Annotated in this window: 14 protein-coding genes; 6 read left to right on the top strand and 8 right to left on the bottom strand. The window is 71.1% G+C overall.

Annotated elements, in window-relative coordinates:
• Positions 1-17 precede the first annotated feature (17 nt).
• From ACW14X_RS02760 to ACW14X_RS02730, 7 genes are all read right to left on the bottom strand, one after another.
• A complete protein-coding gene (locus tag ACW14X_RS02760) occupies positions 18-3641 on the bottom strand; it encodes a nitrate reductase subunit alpha (RefSeq protein WP_457164622.1) in 3624 nt (1207 codons plus the stop codon).
• Between the two features lie 285 nt (positions 3642-3926).
• Entirely contained in the window at positions 3927-5126 is a 1200-nt protein-coding gene (locus tag ACW14X_RS02755; RefSeq protein ID WP_457164621.1) for an NAD(P)/FAD-dependent oxidoreductase, read from the bottom strand.
• A gap of 2 nt (positions 5127-5128) precedes the next feature.
• Entirely contained in the window at positions 5129-5323 is a 195-nt protein-coding gene (locus ACW14X_RS02750; RefSeq protein ID WP_160023987.1) for a ferredoxin, read from the bottom strand.
• Positions 5320-6744 (bottom strand): fatty acid desaturase, encoded by a 1425-nt coding sequence (locus tag ACW14X_RS02745; RefSeq protein ID WP_160023986.1) that lies wholly within the window; start codon positions 6742-6744, stop codon positions 5320-5322. The genes ACW14X_RS02750 and ACW14X_RS02745 overlap by 4 nt, the downstream gene beginning before the upstream one ends.
• Before the next feature lie 106 nt (positions 6745-6850).
• Positions 6851-8050, bottom strand: a complete 1200-nt coding sequence (locus ACW14X_RS02740) for a PucR family transcriptional regulator (protein ID WP_160023985.1) — start codon at positions 8048-8050, stop codon at positions 6851-6853.
• Between the two features lie 81 nt (positions 8051-8131).
• A complete protein-coding gene (locus tag ACW14X_RS02735; protein ID WP_457164620.1) occupies positions 8132-9055 on the bottom strand; it encodes a universal stress protein in 924 nt (307 codons plus the stop codon).
• Positions 9056-9151: 96 nt separating this feature from the next.
• Positions 9152-9772 (bottom strand): CBS domain-containing protein, encoded by a 621-nt coding sequence (locus tag ACW14X_RS02730; protein ID WP_457164619.1) that lies wholly within the window; start codon positions 9770-9772, stop codon positions 9152-9154.
• Positions 9773-9999: 227 nt separating this feature from the next.
• Here ACW14X_RS02730 and ACW14X_RS02725 point away from each other — a divergent pair, with 227 nt between their 5' ends.
• Genes ACW14X_RS02725 through ACW14X_RS02715 form a run of 3 tightly spaced genes read left to right on the top strand, consistent with a single transcriptional unit; the run spans position 10000 to position 14689 of the window.
• On the top strand, positions 10000-10941 hold the full coding sequence (locus ACW14X_RS02725) for a universal stress protein (protein ID WP_457164618.1): 942 nt from the start codon (positions 10000-10002) through the stop codon (positions 10939-10941).
• Positions 10938-13691, top strand: a complete 2754-nt coding sequence (locus tag ACW14X_RS02720; protein WP_457164617.1) for a bifunctional acetate--CoA ligase family protein/GNAT family N-acetyltransferase — start codon at positions 10938-10940, stop codon at positions 13689-13691. The genes ACW14X_RS02725 and ACW14X_RS02720 overlap by 4 nt, the downstream gene beginning before the upstream one ends.
• Complete coding sequence (locus ACW14X_RS02715) at positions 13691-14689, top strand: zinc-binding alcohol dehydrogenase family protein (RefSeq protein WP_457164616.1); 999 nt, start codon at positions 13691-13693, stop codon at positions 14687-14689. Before ACW14X_RS02720 ends, ACW14X_RS02715 begins: the two co-directional genes overlap by 1 nt.
• Before the next feature lie 62 nt (positions 14690-14751).
• Here ACW14X_RS02715 and ACW14X_RS02710 read toward each other — a convergent pair whose 3' ends face one another.
• Entirely contained in the window at positions 14752-15267 is a 516-nt protein-coding gene (locus ACW14X_RS02710) for a flavodoxin family protein (RefSeq protein WP_457164615.1), read from the bottom strand.
• Between the two features lie 153 nt (positions 15268-15420).
• Between ACW14X_RS02710 and ACW14X_RS02705 the strand changes: the two genes are divergently transcribed.
• The 3 genes from ACW14X_RS02705 (at position 15421) to ACW14X_RS02695 (ending at position 18728) form a co-directional block, all read left to right on the top strand.
• The gene (locus ACW14X_RS02705; RefSeq protein WP_457164614.1) at positions 15421-16170 is read left to right on the top strand and encodes a DUF4389 domain-containing protein; all 750 of its coding nucleotides are present in this window, start codon (positions 15421-15423) and stop codon (positions 16168-16170) included.
• 94 nt (positions 16171-16264) lie between these two features.
• Complete coding sequence (locus tag ACW14X_RS02700) at positions 16265-16933, top strand: response regulator (RefSeq protein WP_457164613.1); 669 nt, start codon at positions 16265-16267, stop codon at positions 16931-16933.
• Positions 16934-17069: 136 nt separating this feature from the next.
• On the top strand, positions 17070-18728 hold the full coding sequence (locus ACW14X_RS02695) for a GAF domain-containing protein (RefSeq protein WP_457166038.1): 1659 nt from the start codon (positions 17070-17072) through the stop codon (positions 18726-18728).
• Position 18729 lies beyond the last annotated feature (1 nt).

Below are 18729 nucleotides of genomic sequence, written 5' to 3'. Positions count from 1 at the left end.
CGCTCCGCTCCGGGGCATCAGTAGGTCACTTCCTGCGATCGTCTGCGGATGGTCGAGACCAGGTCGCGCTGGTTGCCGGTCGGGCCGAGGTAGTTGAACGTGTAGGAGAGCTGGGCGTAGCCGCCGATCAGATGGGTCGGCTTGACCAGCAGCCGGGTCACGGAGTTGTGGATGCCGCCACGTCTCCCGGTCGCCTCCGAGAGGGGTACGTCGATGGTGCGCTCCTGGGCGTGGTGGACGTAGACGACCCCCTCGGGCATCCGGTGGGAGACGATCGCGCGCCCGACCAGCACCCCGTTGGCGTTGGTGGCCTCCACCCAGTCGTTGTCGCGGACGTCGATGGCATCGGCGTCCTGCGGGGACATCCACACCGTCGGGCCGCCGCGGGAGAGGGAGAGCATCAGCAGGTTGTCCTGGTACTCGGAATGGATCGACCACTTCGAGTGCGGCGTCAGATACCTCACCGTGACCTGGGCGGACCCGTCCGCGCCGAGCCGGGGCTCGCCGAAGAGACGGTGCATGTCGAGCGGTGGCCGGTAGATCGGCAGCCCCTCGCCGAGATCGGTGATCCAGTCGTGGTCGAGATAGAAGTGCATCCGGCCGGTCAGGGTGTGGAAGGGCTTGAGCCGCTCGATGTTGACCGTGAACGGTGCGTACCGGCGCCCGCCGGTCTCCGAGCCCGACCACTCCGGGCTGGTGATCACGGGCACCGGCGCCGACTGTGTCATCGCGAAGGTGATCCGCTTCTCCTCCGAGCCCTCGGCCAGGTCGGTGAGCCGCTTGCCGACGCGGGTCTCCAGATCGCGGAAGCCCTGCACCGCGAGCTCACCGTTGGTGGTGCCGGACAGCAGCAGGATCGCCTCGGCCATCCGCTCGTCGGTATCGATCGCCGGTCGCCCGGCCGCCGGCCCGCTCGGCATCACGCCGTGCTGCCGAGCCAGTCTTCGGGTCTGCTCGGCCACCCGATAGGTCACGTTCTTCACCGTGAAGCCGAGCGTGTCGGCCAGCGGCCCGACGCTGGCCAGCTTGTCGGCGATGGCGGTGTAGTCACGCTCCACCACCTGGAACAGGGGCGTGGTGGCGTACGGGTCGAGCGGGGTCTCGCCCGGGGTGTCGTGCTGCAACGGCACGCTGACCAGGTCCTTCCGGACCCCGAGATGCTTCTTCGCGAGGTCGGAGAGCTTCCGGGCCAGGCCGTGGAAGAGCTCGAAGTCGGTGCGCGCCTCCCAGGGCGGGTCGATCGCCGGGGAGAAGGCGTGCACGAAGGGGTGCATGTCGGTCGAGGAGAGATCGTGCTTCTCGTACCAGGTGGCCGCCGGGAAGACGACGTCGGAGAGCAGCGTCGTCGACGTCATCCGGAAGTCGGCGCTGACCAGCAGGTCCAGCTTCCCCTCCGGCGCCTCCTCGTGCCACGCGATCGTCTCCGGTCGCGGCGTCTCGGGTGACTCGGCGCCGAGCACGTTGTGGTGCGTGCCGAGCAGCGTACGCAGGAAGTACTCGTTGCCCTTCGCGGAGGATCCGAGCAGGTTCGATCGCCAGAGCATGAGCGTGCGCGGCCACGCGGTGGGGGCGTCGATGTCGTCGATCGCGGCTCGGAGGTCGCCCGAGGCCAGGGCGGCGTTGACGTGGGCCGGGATCTCCTCGGGTGAGGAGACCGCCGCGGCCACCTCATCGGCGACATCGAGCGAGTTGCGGTCGAACTGCGGGTAGAACGGCATCCAGCCGCGCTTGGCGGACTGGGCGATCACGTCGGCGGTGTGCCCGTGAAGATGACCCTTGGCAAGGGGCGTGGCGAGGGAGTCGGCCGAATAGCCGTCGGTGCGCCACTGGCCGGTGTGCATGTACCAGAACGAGGTGCCGGTCATCGTGCGCGGCGGTCGCGACCAGTCCAGCCCGTTGGCCAAAGAGATCCAGCCGGTGATCGGCCGGCACTTCTCCTGGCCGACGTAGTGCGCCCAGCCGCCGCCGTTGCGGCCCATCGCGCCGGTCAGGATCAGTAGCGCCAGGATCGAGCGGTAGGTCGTGTCGCCGTGGAACCACTGGCAGATCCCGGCGCCCATGATGATCATCGACCTGCCCTGCGACTGCGCCGAGTTGGTGGCCAGCTCGCGGGCGATGCGCGCGCACTTCTCGGCGGGCACCGAGGTGACCTCCTCGGCCCACGCCGGTGTGTAGGGCACGCTCGCGTCGTCGTAGCCGCTCGGCCACTCGCCCGGCAGTCCCGCCCTGGCCACGCCGTACTGGGCGAGCATGAGGTCGAAGACCGTGGTGACCAGGTGGTCGCCGACCCGGCGGGCAGGTACGCCGCGGCGCATCACCTCGCCGGAGCCGTCGGGCTGCGTGAAGGCGGGCAGGAGCACCTCGACCGGCTCGTCGCCGATCATCGTGAGCCGCGGGGTGATGCCGTCGAGATCGAGGTTCCATCTGCCCACACCGGAGTCGGCGTAGCGGAACCCCATCGATCCGTTCGGCACGACCGGCTCGCCGGTGGTGTCCATCACCACCGTCTTCCATCTCGCCTCGGGTGCATCGTCGCCGAGGTCGGTCGCGGTGAGGAACCGGCCCGGGACGTACGCCCCGTCGTGCTCCTCCAGACGCACCAGGTGCGGCAGGTCGGTGTAGGTCCGCACGTAGGACTCGAAGAACGGGGTGGTCCCGTCGACGAAGAACTCCTTCAGGATGACGTGGCCCATCGCCATCGCGAGTGCACCGTCGGTGCCCGCGTGCGGGCGGAGCCACTCGTCGGCGAACTTGGTGTTGTCGGCGTAGTCGGGGCTGACCGAGACCACCTTGGTGCCGCGGTAGCGCACCTCGGCCATCCAGTGGGCGTCGGGCGTGCGGGTCACGGGAACGTTGGAGCCCCACATCATCAAGTACGTCGCGTCCCACCAGTCACCGGACTCGGGCACGTCGGTCTGGTCCCCGAACACCTGCGGGCTGGCCACGGGAAGGTCGGCGTACCAGTCGTAGAAGCTCGTCATCACCCCGCCGATCAGCTGGGTGTAGCGCGTGCCGACGCAGTGGGAGACCATCGACATCGCCGGGATCGGGGAGAAGCCGATGTTGCGGTCGGGCCCGTGGGCCTTGATCGTGTGCACCTGCGCGGCGGCGACCATCTCGGTCGCCTCCTTCCAGCCGACCCGCACGAAGCCGCCCTTGCCGCGGGCGCGCTGGTAGCTGCGTCGCTTCTCCGGGTCGGCCTGGATCGAGGCCCAGGCGTCGACCGGGTCCTTCCCCTCGGCCCGCGCCTGGCGGTAGAGGTCGACCAGCACGCCGCGGGCGTAGGGATAGCGCACTCGCGTGGGGGAGTAGGTGTACCAGGAGAACGCGGCGCCCCGGGGGCAGCCGCGGGGCTCGTACTCAGGCCGGTCCGGCCCGACGCTCGGATAGTCGGTCTCCTGGGTCTCCCAGGTGATGATGCCGTCCTTGACGTACACCTTCCACGAGCACGAGCCCGTGCAGTTGACTCCGTGGGTGGACCTGACCACCTTGTCGTGGCTCCACCGGTCCCGGTAGAACACGTCGCCCTGACGGCCGCCGCGACGGAAGACGGCCCGCCCGTCCTCGCTCTCCTCCCATCGGGTGAAGAACCGTCCTGCCTTGAGCAGGGCCTGCGACGCCGTACCCGCGATGTCGGTCACCTCTTTACCTTGCGACCGTCGGCATCGTCAGGACAAGGACTTTCGGCCCGAAACCGGTCCCTTTCGGTTGAGGCGCTCTCGTGGCGGTGTCGCCGAACATCGACTCGTACGCGACCGCTGCTGGCATCTGGCTCACGTCCTTCCACCGGCCGCGCCCTTCGCCTCTGCCAGTGGCACCACCCTTCATTCGTACGCCTGCGCGCCGGCAGTGGCTCACGTCCCTCACCGGAGGACCTTGGTCCGATGCCGTCGCCAGCCGGAGGACGCTCGCCTGCGCTGCTCGACCTACTCTCGAGCGGGCACGATGCCTCCGGCCAACGCGGTGCGAGGCTCGATCCGGGAAAGAGCCTGGCCGGTCAGAACGCGGCGGAGCCGGGCGATCGGCCCTGGGCTGTCGATGCCGACCGCGCCCACCTCGATGCCGTCTCGCCGATACACGATGAACCCGGGCTCGCGCTCCTGCTCGTCGGCGGCCGTGGTCTCGCCGACGACCTGGATCCGGTGCCCGTGCCAGGCCGACCAGGCGAACGGGACGGAGGTGAAGAGCTCGCCGGCTCCGGTGGCGTTCGCGCCGGCCACCCGACCCTGCTCGCCGGCGGCGGTCCAGTGCTCGCTGCGCTCGCCGTCGACGCACGCCACGTCGCCCGCGGCCCAGACCTCGGGTGCGCTGGTGGCGAGGCTGCGGTCGCAGAGAACCCCGCCTGAGCGTGGATCCAGGGCGACGTTGCTGCCGGCGAGCCACGCCGTCGCCGGGCGTGCGCCGATCCCCAGGACCACGGCGTCGGCCGTCAAGGTCTCGCCGGTGCTCAGCTCGACCTCGTCGACACCACGCTCGGAGGTGCGTACGCCGGACACGGTCGTCCTGGTCAGCAGCCTGACGCCGGCGTCGGCATGCAGCCCCATCAACCGCGCGGCCGCGAGCGGCCCGACCGCACGCTCCAGCGGACGGCCGCTCGCCTCGACGACGGTGACCTCGATGCCGCGGGCGCGGGCGGCCGAGGCGATCTCCGAGCCGATGAACCCGGCCCCGAGGATCACGACCCGGCGCGAGCGGGCCAAGGAGGCGCGAACGGCGAGCGCGTCGTCGTAGCGACGCAGCACGTGTACGCCGGGGAGTCCGGTCAGCCCCGGCAGGGTCGTCGCCGCGCTGCCGGTGGCGATCACGAGCGCGTCGTAGCCGAGCTCTCCGGCGCTGGTGGTCACCGTCCGGCCCTCGGTGTCGAGGCCGTGGACCCGGACCCCGGACAGATGGTGCACCCGCAGCTCCTCGATGACCTCGCCCGACCGCAGCGCGGGCACGTCGGGCGGCTCCTCGGCGGCGAGCACAGCCTTCGACAGCGGCGGCCGGTCGTAGGGCGGGTGCGGCTCGTCGCCGACGATCGTGATCGGTCCGGACCAGCCGGCTCCGCGCGCACCCTCGGCCGCGCGGAGCCCGGCCAGGCCGGCACCGACGATCAGGAGATGACGGTCGGGGAGAGTGGACATGCTCACCCCTTGAGGCGGAGCGCGGAGACCGGGCAGGAGTCGATGGCGGCCCGGACGTACCCACGGTCGGACTCGGGCACGTCGGAGGTCAGGACCTCGACCAGGCCGTCGTCGCCGACCTGGAAGTAGTCGTCGGCCTGGGTCTCGCACATTCCGATGCCCTCGCAGATCGCCTTGTCCGCTTCGATGGCGCTCATCGCGCTGCCTCCTTCAGGTCGTGGTCCTTCAGCGGGATGAAGTCGACCTTCTCGCGTACGCCGCAGTCCGGGCAGCACCAGTCGTCGGGGATGTCGCGCCAGGCGGTGCCGGCCGCGAAGCCCTCGAGCTCGTTGCCGACCGCGACCTCGTAGACGTAGCCGCAGCCGGGGCAGCGACCGGCGGCGACCTCGTCGTCGAAGCTCTGCCGGGTGACGTCGCCGAGCTCCTCGACCGTCGCCTCGGTGGTCGGCGGCGGGAAGGTGGCGAGCAGCTTGTCGAGCCGGCCGGGGCGTACGTTCGCGAGGCGTACGTCGCCGTCGAAGTGCGCGACCACGCGCTTGTCCATCACCCGGCGCCACAGCGGCGGGACCAGGGCCAGCACGATCATTCCGGCGTAGCCGGTCGGCAGGGCCGGGGACTCCCGGTAGTCCCGCAGGGTCTGGTAGCGCCGGGTCGGGTTGGCGTGGTGGTCGCTGTGTCGCTGCAGGTGGTAGAGCAGGACGTTGGTGGCGATGTTGTTGGAGTTCCACGAGTGCATCGGCAGCACCCGCTCGTATCGCCCCGACGTGGTCTTCTGCCGCAGCATCCCGTAGTGCTCCAGGTAGTTCACGATCTCCAGCAGGGAGAAGCCGATGACGGCCTGGAGGACGAGGTAGGGCAGGATCCCGACGCCCAGCCACAGCGTCATCGCGGTCCACAGGGCCACGCTCATCAGCCAGGCGTTGAGGACGTCGTTGCCGAGGTGGAACGGGTGGGTGCCCTTGCGGCGGTAGCGCTTGGCCTCCAGGTCCCAGGCGCTCCGCAGCGACCCGGACACGGTGCGGAACCAGAACGCGTAGAGGTTCTCGCCCATCCTGGAGGAGGCCGGGTCCTCGGGCGTCGCGACGCGGACGTGGTGGCCGCGGTTGTGCTCGATGTAGAAGTGGCCGTAGAAGCTCTGCGCGAGGGCGATCTTCGACAGCCAGCGCTCGTGGCTCTCCCGCTTGTGGCCGAGCTCGTGGGCGGTGTTGATGCCGATGCCGCCGATGAAGCCGATGGTGAGGGCCAGGCCGATCTTGTGCGCCAGCGGCCACTCCTGGGTCGCGATCAGGTACATCGCGAAGGCGAACCCGGCGTACTGGATCGGCAGGAACGCGAAGGTGATGTAGCGGTAGTAGCGGTCCTCCTCGAGCTCCTCGATGATGTCGTCGGGCGGGTTGGAGCGGTCCAGGCCGGCCGCGAAGTCGATGGCCGGGACCACGAGGAGCACCACGATCGGCCCCGTCCACAGGAAGACGCCCCAGCCGGTCAGCGCGTAGCCGCCCACGGCGATGAAGGCGAAGGACGGGACCACGAGCCCGAGGAGCCACAGGTAGCGCTTCCGGTCCCGCCACGTCGTCGTGGAGCCCCGGTCGACGGTGCCGCTGGCGTCGAGTGTCATCTGCTGCCTCCTGTGAGGTCGGTTACGTCTCCTGTCAGAATGGACGTACTCAGCAGGGAAGTCTCTGGCCGATCAGGCCGAATCGCTCACGGATTACTGTGAATATTCACAGTCGTCGCCGCAGGAAGGCGTCGTGGTAGTCGAGCGCCAGGAGCAGGTCGCCGGCCCGCTCGCGCGGCGGGCGGCCGAGCAGCCGCTCGGCCTGGGCGAGGCGGTAGCGGATGGTGTTCTTGTGGATGCCGAGCCGCTCGGCGAGCCGGTCCGCGGTGTCGGCCGAGGTGAGCACCTCGCGTACGGTCTCGCGCAGGCGCTCGTGGGCGGGGTCGGCCAGTCCGCGCAGCGTGGTGCGCGTGAACCGTTCGGCGGCGGCCGAGTCGTGGGAGACCAGGACCACGGCGGCCACGTCGTCGTAGACCGTCACCGCCTGCTGCCGCCCGGGTGCCAGCGCGACCCGCTGGGCCGCGAGAGCGTCCCGGTGCGCCGCGACGAAGCCGTCGAGACCCCCTCCGCCGACACCGACGGTCACCCGCACGGAGCCGGCGTCGATGCCGGTCCGGTCGAGGGTGTCGGGCCGTTCCCCCTGGGCGATCCAGGCCCACACCTCTCGGCCGCCGGGCCGCACCAGGACCGACCGGGGGTGGTGGCCCGGCTGGCGGGCGATCAGGCCGATCGCGGGCTCGAGCTGCTCGATGGCGTCGGCGGTGAGCGCATGCGCGACCAGCGCGACGTGCCCGGGGATGTTGATGGGGTGACCGTCGAGGGCGGCGGACAGCTCGGCGGGCGAGACGCTGCGGTCGTCGAGTGCCTGGGAGACCATCTCGAAGCGACGAGCGTCCCCGCGCTGACGGATCCGGTCGGTCTCGGTCTGGTGGAGCAGCACCGACTGCTCGACCGAAGAGCCGAACCATGCGGTCGCCTTCGTCCAGAACCAGACCAGCAGGCCGGCGCGGTCGAGGTCGCTCGGAGCCTCCTCGACGATCTGCACCGCGAAGTCCCAGCTCGCCTCCTGGGCGCGCTGGTAGATCTTGAGCAGCAGCGGAAGGCCGAGATGGCGGCGCGCGATCTCGAGCGCCACCGTGCGCGCGGTCGGGACCAGCTCGAACGGTCCAGCCGGCAGGGTGAGGCGGTCCAGGAAGGCGTACCAGTGCTCTTCGACGGCCTTCAGGAGGAGGGGCCTGAGGTCGGCCAGGTCGATCTCGCCGTCGGCCAGGATCGCATCCGCGGTCGACGCTGCCCAGCGGGCGACCTCCTCGGGCCGGCGCTGCTCGGCGGCGAACGACGTCACCCAGGCATCGAGCTCGGTCATCGCGTTCACCTCTCCTGCCCTGGGCGTCGGATGCCAGGGCAGTGTACAAATCCGGGAACCGAGGCGTGCCGCGCCGGGCGGTCAGGAGGGCATCGGCAGCACGTCGACCGGACAGTCCGCCTCACGGAGGAGGGCGCGGGTCACGCCGCCCAGGTGCGGGAACGCGTTGAGGTGCGAGGCCCGGCCGACGACGATCAGCCGGGCGGTCTCGCTGGCCGCGACCAGCGCATCCGCGGGGCCCTCCGCGAGCACCCGGCCCTCGAGCCGCGCCGGCGTGGTCTCTTCATCGTGCGCCCGGGCGCGCTGGATCAGGTCGGCCACGTACGTCTCCTCGCGCTTGGTCCATTCCCGGGTCATGGTGTGGTCGGCCAGCTCGGCGTGGAGTGCCATCAGGTCGAGGCCGTGGAGGACCGTGACCGGCTCGTCCATCCGGCCCGCCTCGTCCAGGGCGTAGCCCAGCACGTCGTCGTCGGTCTTGTCGTGGCCGACGGCGGCGACCACTCCGGTACGTCCCTCTGCCGACCAGCCTTCGGGCACCACGGTGACGGGGCAGTGGGCGTGACCGGCGACGCGTGCGGAGACGGATCCGGTGAAGACCCTGCGGGTACGGGAGATCCGCCGGCGCTGGAGGACGACCCGGTGCGCGTTCTCGGACTCCTTGATCAGGACGTGTGCGGCGTGACCGCGCAACAGTTCGCCGGAGACCTCGACCGCCTCGCCGACGACCTCGCGGGCGCGGGAGACGGCCTCGTGGAGACGCTGCTCGGCGAGCCGGCCGACGGCCGAGTCGTCGATGATCATCGACTGCGGCTGCATCGCTCCAGGGAGGCCGAGGATCGGATCTCCGAAGATGACGTTGGCCTGGAACACGTAGACCAGGCGCAGCGGGCGGCCGCAGCTCACGGCCAGCCGGGCAGCCTGCTCGATCAGCGCGGTCTCCGTCGACGGGTCGAGGATGCCGACGAGAACGGGCGCGGTGGAGACAGGGGCGGCGGGCGTGCTCATGCCATCACGCACATGTGGTCGCCGGTGAGGCCGTGGAACCCCCGGGTGCCTGCCCGGGTTGTGCCTGCCGTCGTCAGGACTCGCTTCATGGTGAGATCACTCCTCGGAGATCGGTGAGAGTTCTGGCCGGTTGATGCGCACCCGGGTGACGCCGGCGACCGTCGCCGCGGCGGTCTCGGCCAGGGCTCGCTCCTTCGGCGTCGCCGGCCCTGTCATCGCGGCGCACCCGTTGGCGACGACGACGAGCCAGTCGGGATGACCGAGCTCGCTGACGAGCTCCGAGAGCTCCTGCTCCAACGCCTCGTCGTCCCGCGCCAGGGCGCGGGCCACGTCGCTGCGGCTGATGACGCCGACGAGGAGGTCGTCGTCGTCGAGGACCGGCAGGCTCTTCAGCGACCGCTCGGCCATGGTGTCGACGACGACGGACACCTCGGCGTTGTCGCGAACCGCGACGGTCACCGAGCTCATCACGTCCTCGACGTGTGCCGGAGGCTGATCCGTCTCGGAGGCGCCCGCGCGCACGTGCGCGCGGGGATCGGGAAGGACCCGGTCGCGGATCAGGTCGATCTCGGCCACGATTCCGCAGACCCGGCCCGCGGACGTCACCACCGGCATCGCGGTGATCCGATGGTCACGGAGCTGCGCGAGCGCCACCTTGACGGGGGTGCGCCGGCGAACCGTGACCGGGGACGTCGTCATGATCTCTCGGACGAGCATGGTCATCACCTCTGGGAGTGCTCGTAAGTCATGACACGAGCCTGACTCCGGGAGCCCTGGCGTTCATGTGCGCAAGGTCCCGGGCCGGCCGGACCTTCGGCCCGCTCCGTCCCTGCGTCCCGGACCTAGGTCCTTGGCTCGCGGCACCGATGACCCTGACGCGCATCGTGAACCACGGGGAGATTGGAAGCATCGCCGGACGCGCGCCGAGTCCCCGAGGAGGGAACATGACCAAGCATGACCGGATCCTGGTCGGCATCGACGGAGGAGAGGGCGGCAGGGCCGCCCTTCGCCACGCCACGGAGCAGGCCCGCCGGAGCGGGGCCGACATGTGGCTCGTCCACGTGATCGACCTCGCCATCGCCACGGGGGTCTTCTACCCGTACGGCTACTCGGGGCTGGCGGACCAGATACGTGAGGCCGGCACCGGCATCCTGGCTCGCGCGGAGAAGGCGGTGGCCGAGCACATCGGTGCCGACCGGGTGACGACGACGCTCCGCGACGGGGGAGTGGCCGCCGAGCTCGTCCACGCGGCCGCCGACGCCGCGATGGTGGTCCTCGGCGACGAGCGCCACCTCAGCCTGGCGCGCGTCGTGACCGGATCGGTGACCGGCAAGGTCGCCTCGCGCGCGCCGGTGCCGGTCGTCGTCGTGCCGACCGCGTGGACGGCCGGCTCGGACACCCACCGGGTGGTCGTCGCCGTCGCGGACTGCGACGCCTCCACCGAGCTCGTCGCCCGCGCGCTGCGAGAGGCGGCGGACCGCGATGGCGAGCTGGTGGTCGCTCACGCCTGGGAGGTGCCGGCCGTCTACTACGAGACGACCCTGGGACAGCTGGACGCGGCGGGCTGGGAGGCGGACGCACGCCGCCGCCTGGCGAAGACCGTCGAGCGGGCACGGCGCTTGGTCCCGTACGCCGTGGGCACCGAGGTCCGGATCGAGATCCACCGCGGCCAGGCCGCCCAGGCCCTCACCCAGGCGTCGAGGGGCGCGGATCTCCTGGTCGTCGCCAGACGCGGTCGCGCCTTCCCGCTGCGCCGCCTGGGTGGCACCGGCCACGCCCTGATGCGGGAGTCTGCCTGCCCCGTCGAGGTGGTGCCGCCCGCCACCGAGGAGTACGACGTCGTGATCGACCATCGCGCCGACCGGGAGCACGAGGCGGCACGGTGAGCGCGAAGAGGTGGCCCCGGAAGGAGTCGCAGCCGGCTGTTGTCGATGGCCTGATGCGCGACGGCACGATCGCGGGCATCCGCGATGCGGTACTCGTGGATCGGGAGCGCCTGGTCGAGCTGCACGACGAGCTCTCGGACCTCGGCCGCTACCGGCGCTTCTTCCACGTCGGTCACCTCGATGCTGTGCGGTTCGTCGACGACCTCCTGCCCCGGCTGGGCCGCGGCGAGGCGATCGCGAAGGTAGCCGTGGTCGACGGGCGGGTCGTGGCGCTGGCCAGCTGCACGAGGACCGAGACCGGCGGGGAGGCCGAGCTGGCCCTGGTCGTCGCGGACCGCTTCGCCGAGAACGGCCTGGCCACCCTGCTCCTCGAGCACCTGGCCGTCGCTGCGACCGAGGCGGACGTGACGGAGTTCGTCTCCTACCTGCTGGCCGACAACGCCCCAGCCTTCGATGTGATGCGGGACTCCGGATTCGAGCTCACCGCGGTGCCCCATCAGGACACCGTCGAGGTCCGCTTTCCCGTGCGGCTCACCGAGCGCGTGCTGGAGGCGATGATCGAACGCGAACAGGAGGCCGACGCCGCCTCCCTCGGCGCGGTGCTGCGGCCGCGGTCGGTCGCGGTGATCGGCGCCGGCCGGCTCGATGAGAACCCCGGCCACCAGGTCGTCCGCAACCTGCGGCGCGCCGGCTTCACCGGAACCGTCCACCCGATCAACCCGCACTGCGACTACCTGCTCGGCCTCAGGTGCCATCGCTCGATCCTCGAGGTCGCGCCCGTCGACCTGGCGGTCATCGCGGTGCCGGCGGCCGACGTGCTCGAGGTCGTGCGTGAATGCGCCCATGCCGGCGTACGCGACCTGGTGATCCTCTCCAGCGGCTTCGCCGAAGCGGGTGCGGACGGACGACGTCTTCAGGACGAGATCCTCACGGTCGCCCGCAGAGCCGGGATGCGGGTGGTGGGCCCCAACTGCCTCGGTATCGCCAACACCGACCCCGAGGTACGTCTGGACGCGACGTTCTCGCCCATGACCGTCGGTCGTGGCCGGGTGGCGATGATGGTGCAGTCCGGCGCGGTGGGTATCGCTGCGCTGCAGCGGGCCGAGGACCTGGGTCTCGGTGTGTCGAGCTTCATCTCCGCCGGCAACAAGGCCGACATCAGCGGCAACGACCTGCTCATGTACGCCGCGGAGGACGACGCGACCGACGTCGTCGCGCTCTACCTGGAGTCGTTCGGCAACCCGCGCAAGTTCTCCCGGCTGGCGAGGCGCCTGGCCGTGCGCAAGCCGATCGTCGCGCTGGTCGGCGGCAGCAGCCGGACCGGCCGGCGTGCCGCGGTCGATCACACCGCCTCGGCGGTGACCTCGTCGGCCGCTGTGGAGGCGCTGTTCGAACAGTGCGGTGTGATCGGTGTGGACGGCCTCGAACAGATGCTGCAGACCACCAGCGTGCTGGCGAACCAGCCGCTGCCCGGTGGTCGCCGGGTCGGGATCGTCAGCAACGCCGGTGGCGCCGGCGTCCTCGCTGCTGACGCCTGCGAGGGTGCCGGGCTTCGACTGACTGCGCTGAGCGAGGAGACGACGGCCAGGATCCGCGAGATCGTGCCGGACGCGTCGTCGGTGCAGATGCCGATCGACCTGGGCTCGGGAATCGGCTGGGAGGCCTATGCCGAGGTGGTCTCGACGATCGCCCGCAGCGGTGAGGTGGACATGCTGATCGCGCTGCGTACGCCCCTACCCGCGCTCTCCTATGCCGCCCTCGCGCGTGCGCTGCGCACGGCGTTGCGCACGGTCCCGGGAGAGGCGAGCCCGCCGGTCACGACCGTCGCCGTCATGCTGGATCCCCACGGTCCCGGCCGGCCGATCAGCGCCGGGGAGCACCACGTGCCCGTCTTCGCGTTCCCCGAGGAGGCCGCGCGTGCCCTCGGACCGATCGTCGGGTACGCGGAGTGGCGGGCCCAGCCGCGCCGCCCCGCGGCCGAGGCCGCCTCCGGCAGCCGCGAGGTGGCTCGCGACGTCGTCGTCCGCGCGCTGCGGACGGCACCGGAGGGCTGCCGGCTGGCGGCCCCCGACGTGCGACAGCTGCTCGCTGCGTACGGGATCGGCGTGCTGCCGAGCGTGCTCGCCGACGGCGCGGAGGAGGCCGTCGACGCGGCCGAGTGGCTGGGCTACCCGGTCGTGGTCAAGCTGGCCGATCCCGAGGTCGCCCATCGCACCGACGTGGGTGGCGTACGCACCGGGCTCGGCAATCCCGACGAGGTGCGCGTCGCGGCGCACGAGGTGCTCCGGGTGCCGGGCGAACACGCCGGTCTGCTCGTCCAGCGCCAGGTCTCGGCCGGGGTCGAGCTCATCGCCGGTGTCGTGCAGGACCCGGTCTTCGGACCGCTGGTGATGGTCGGCTACGGCGGCGCGTACACCGAGCTGATCGGCGACCGCAGCTTCCGGCTCACCCCGCTCAACCGGGCCGACGCCGCCGCGGCGCTCGCGGAGCTGCGTACGGCGCCGCTGCTCGCCGGCTACCGCGGCGCGCCACCGGCCGACGCGGGCGCCGTCGAGCATCTCCTGGTCACCCTCGGTCGCCTCGCCGACGACTTCCCCGAGATCGCCGAGATCGACCTCGATCCCGTGATCGTGCACGAGCGCGGCGTCTCGGTCGTCGACGCGAAGGTCCGGCTGCACCCGGCTCCGCCGGCCACCGCCTCCGACCTGAGAAGCCTGCGCCCACCGGTCGGGCCGAGTGCGGGCACCTGATGGCGACGATGCGCGGGTGGCGGACGACCGGCGACGGTCGGCTGTCGAGCGGCGAGTTCGATGTGCCCGAGCCGGCGTCGGGGGAGGTTCTGATCGGGGTCGAGGCGTGCGCGGTGTGCCGGACGGACCTGCACGTCGTCGACGGCGACCTGCCGCGGCACCGGAGCCCGGTGGTGCCGGGCCACGAGATCGTCGGCCGGGTCCTCGCCGGGTTCGACCACGAGGCCGACGGGCCCCGCGTCGGCACCCGGGTCGGGGTGCCGTGGCTGCGCTCCACCTGTGGCCGCTGCCGGTGGTGCCGTTCCGGTCGGGAGAATCTCTGCGAGCGGTCTCGCTACACCGGCTGGGACGCCGATGGCGGCTATGCCGAGTACGCCGTCGCGCCGGCCGCCTACGTCTACCGGATACCGGACGCGCTGGAGCCGTTCCAGGCCGCGCCGCTGCTGTGCGCGGGGATCATCGGCTACCGCGCGCTGCGGCGCGCGGCACTCCCTCCGGGAGGACGGCTGGGTCTGTACGGATTCGGGGCCAGTGCCCACCTGACCGCGCAGATCGCGATCCGCCAGGGCGCGGAGGTCCACGTCGTCACCCGCGGCGATCCCGCGCGCCGGCTCGCACTCGACCTCGGCGCCGTGACCGCCGTCGAGCCCGGTCGTGCGGTTCCGCCGCTCGACTCGGCGATCGTGTTCGCCCCGTCCGGAGAGGTCGTACGTGAGGCTCTCGCCGCGCTGGACGCTGCGGGAACCTGCGCCGTGGCCGGCATCCACCTCTCCGACATCCCACCGCTCGACTACCAGCACCAGCTCTTCCGCGAGCGCACGCTCACCAGCGTCACCTCGAACACCCGCGCCGACGGGGTGGAGCTCTTCAGGCTCGCCGGCCGGCTCGACGTCCGCGCCGAGGTCACGCCGTACCCGATGAGCCGGGCCGACCGGGCGCTGGCCGACCTCGCGGCAGACCGGGTGCGCGGCGTCGCGGTCCTGGACGTCATCCGCTGAGGAGGTCGTGCTGCAGCGTACGCCGGGTGGAGCCGATGGCGTCGTTGGGGAGCCGGGACCTCTCAGGCCACCTGCTGCATCAGCTGGTGGCCGAGGTCGGTGGCCCAGTCGCCGGCACGGGCCTCTTCCTCGTGGGCGAGCGGACCCTCGATGGAGGAGACGTAGAAGCTGGCCGCCGGGGGTACGTCGTAGCCGCGGCGGCGCAGCAGATGCGCCACGTGCCGGGCGGCGGAGCCGGGCAGGTGCCGCATCGAGCGCGCCCGGGTGTCGAAGGCGGCGAGGTGGACGTGCTCGGCGTCCTGCACCTTCTCGAGCCACTCCCGTACGCCGCGGGCCTCGACCTCCGCCGGAGCGCCCCGCAGCACCGCGTCGGCGCGCGTGTTGGGCCGGCTCATCCCGAGCGCGTGCGTCGGTGCCCCGATCACGACCAGGTCGTGGGTGCGGAGCACGTCATCGCCGGCCAGTGTCACCGGGATCACCTTGACCTCCATGCCGACCTTCCGCAGCCCGTTGGCGACCGAGGTCGCGATGGTCGCGGTGTTGCCGAACATCGACTCGTAGACGACTGCTGCTCGCATCTGGCTCACATCCTTCCTCCGGCGCCGCGCCCTCTGCGCCCGCCATCGGCACCACCTTCCGACGGCGCCTTCATGCACGGTCAGTGGCGCACGTCCCCGACCCGAGGACCTTGGTCCGATGCCGTGGACCGGAGCCGCGAGGAGCCTGGAGGTATGAACTCACTCGAATCACCCGTGGTGGTGGAGGGTCGCCTCGACCCCGGGACCAGCCGCTGGTTGTGGCTGGTCAAGTGGCTGCTGCTGATCCCGCACTACGTCGTCCTGTTCTTCCTCTGGATCGCGTTCGCCGTGCTGAGCGTCGTCGCGTGGTTCGCGATCCTCTTCACCGCGCGCTACCCGCGCGCGATCTTCGACTTCAACCTCGGCGTGCTGCGCTGGGCGTGGCGGGTCGACTTCTACGGCTACTCGGCGCTCGGCACCGACGCCTACCCGCCGTTCACGCTCGAGGACGTGCCCGACTACCCGGCGCGCCTCCACATCGCCTACCCCGAGCAGCTCTCCCGGGGCCTGGTCCTGGTCAAGTCGTGGCTGCTGGCGCTGCCGCACCTGCTGGTGCTCGCCTTCTTCCTGGGCGGGGGACTGTATGTCACCCAGGCCAGCGACGACCCGGAGACCTGGGCATGGGGGAGCGGCATCGTCGGGCTGCTGGTGCTCTTCGCCGGTGTCGTGAGGCTGTTCGGGCGCCGGTACCCGCAGGGGATCTTCGACCTGGTGCTCGGCATGGACCGCTGGGCGCTCCGGGTCGCGGCGTACGTCTTCCTGATGACCGACACCTACCCACCGTTCCGGCTCGACCAGGGTGGGAGCGACCCTGCAGGGCCGGTGCTGCCGGAGCCTTCCTCGCCTGCCGGCGAGGCGGCGACGCCGCCCGTGGGCAACCCGGTCGGGACGGGATGGTCGTGAGCGCGGCCGCGCGAGTTCGTCGAAGGACTTTGGTCCTCGGCCTACGGGCCCGACGGGCATTGGCGAGCGCTGTTCGCGGCCGTAGATTGAACAGGTGACCGAATCAGCATCGCACGAGCGTGCCGCGGAGCCCATCCGGGTCTTCCTGCTCGACGACCACGAAGTGATCCGCCGCGGGATCAAGGACCTCCTCGAGGACGAGGACGACATCATCGTCGTGGGGGAGTCGGGGCTCGCCGACGAGGCCCGGCACCGGATCCCGGCGCTGCGTCCCCACGTCGCCATCCTCGACGGACGGCTCCCGGACGGCTCCGGGATCGACGTGTGCCGCGACATCCGCTCGGTGGACCCGAGCATCGGCGCGCTCATCCTGACCTCGTTCGACGACGACGACGCGCTGTTCTCGGCGATCATGGCGGGTGCGGCGGGCTACCTGCTCAAGCAGGTGCGCAGCGCCGACCTCGTCGAGAGCGTCCGCCAGGTCGCTGCCGGCCACTCGATGCTGGATCCCGCGGTGACCGCGCAGGTCCTCGAGCGGATCCGCAGCGGCCCGAAGGCCGACTCGACCTTCGAGCACCTGACCAACCACGAGCGCAGGATCCTGGAGCTGATCGGCGAGGGGCTGACCAACCGGCAGATCGGCAAGGAGATGCACCTGGCGGAGAAGACCGTCAAGAACTATGTCTCATCGCTGCTCGCCAAGCTGGGCTTGGAGAGCAGGACCCAGGCTGCGATTCTGGTGACCAAGTCTCTGCAGGGTTGATAGGTTGGGGGGTGTACCACTCCTGCGACACCGGGGGATCGACGTGGGCCGTACACCGCCCAGGCAGCGCCGTTCGCCAGATGACACTGCCGAGAAGACACTGCACAACACACCGCTCGATGAGCTGTTGACCGAAGTGGTCGAAAGGGTCACGGACGCCCGCGACGAGCAGGTGCGGTGGAGGCTGCTGCTCGATGCCATCGTCACGATGGGCGCGGGGCTCTCGATCGATGACCTGTTGGAGAGGATCGTCGAGGTCGCCCGAGCGCTGGCCGGTGCGAAGTATGCGGCCCTCGGGGTGCTCGCCGACGGTGGTGAACGGCGGCTGCGCCTGTTCATCACCCGGGGACTCACCGAGGAGCAGCAGATCCTGATCGGGGACCTGCCCAGCGGCCACGGCGTGCTCGGCCTGCTCATCGACCATCCCGAGCCGGTCAGGATGGGCGACATCACCGCCCATGCGGCGTCCTACGGCTTCCCCGCGAACCACCCGCCGATGCACTCCTTCCTCGGTGTTCCCGTGCGGGTCGGTGAGAAGATCTTCGGCAACCTCTACCTCACCGAGAAGACCGACGGCAAGGAGTTCAGCCAGCAGGACGAGAGCATCGTGGTCGCCCTGGCCGCGGCGGCCGGCGTCGCGCTCGAGAATGCGCTGCTGGCCGAGGAGGCTGCCCGTCGTGGGCGCTGGCTTGGTGCGCGGGCGGAGATCACCAGCGCGCTGCTGGACGACACCGACCGGTCCGCGGCCCTGCAGCTCGTGGCCGACCGGGCCCGCGAGATCGCCGGTGCCGACATCTCCTGGATCCTGACGGGGCCGTCGGCCGAGCAATTGCGGGTGGAGGTCGTCTCCGGCGCGGAGGTCGACGTCGATGTCCTCAAGCAGGCGCCGTTGGGTGAGTCGGTCGCCGGCCGGGCGATCCGTGAAGGCGTGCCGATGATGGTCGAGAACATCGCCGAAGCAGCGGCTGGAGGGGCCGCGTCCGGCGTCATCGATCTCAGCGACATCGGTCCTGGCGTGCTCGTGCCGTTGGGGCGCACCGACTCTTCCGAGGAGATGAACGCGGTGGGCGTGCTCGCCCTGGCCTGGCGACACGCCAATGCCGAGGAAGCCCAGCACGTCGACCTGGCGGTGGCCGACGCCTTCGCCGGGCAGGTGGCCGTGGCCATCCGGCTCGCGCAGAACCGTGAGGAGCGCAAGCGGCTGGCCGTCTACGACGACCGCGACCGGATCGGCCGTGACCTCCACGACGTGGTGATACAGCGACTCTTCGTCATCGGCCTGCGGCTCCAGGGCGTGCTCAACCTCGCCGAGAACCCGAAGCTGCACGGTCGGCTCGACCAGGCCATCGAGGACATCGACGACACCATCCGCGACATCCGGCGCGCCGTCTTCGAGCTCGGCACGCCGGACCATAGCGGCGACATCCAGTCCCAGGTCACCGAGATCGTCAACCGGGCCGCGAAGTCGCTGAAGTTCCGTCCGGCGCTCGCCTTCGACGGCCCGGTCCGGCTCCGCGCCACCCCTGAGGTCACCAAGGACGTCCTCGCCGTCCTCGGTGAGGCCCTGTCGAACACCGTCCGCCACGCGCAAGCGAGCGAGGTGGAGGTCTCGCTGTCCGCCGGGTCTGACCTCGTGCTGCGCGTGCGCGACGACGGGGACGGGATCCCCGCCGACGCGGTCGAGAGCGGACTGGCCAACATGCGTCACCGGGCCGAGGCCCACGGCGGCCGCTGCACCGTGAAGCCGGCGCGGCCGCGGGGCACCGTGGTCGAGTGGTCGGTGCCGCTGAGCTGAG

It is taken from the genome of Nocardioides sp. YJ-D4, assembly GCF_054031495.1.
Note: the sequence above shows the minus strand (reverse complement) of the source record. Positions and strands in the feature narration are given on the sequence as shown.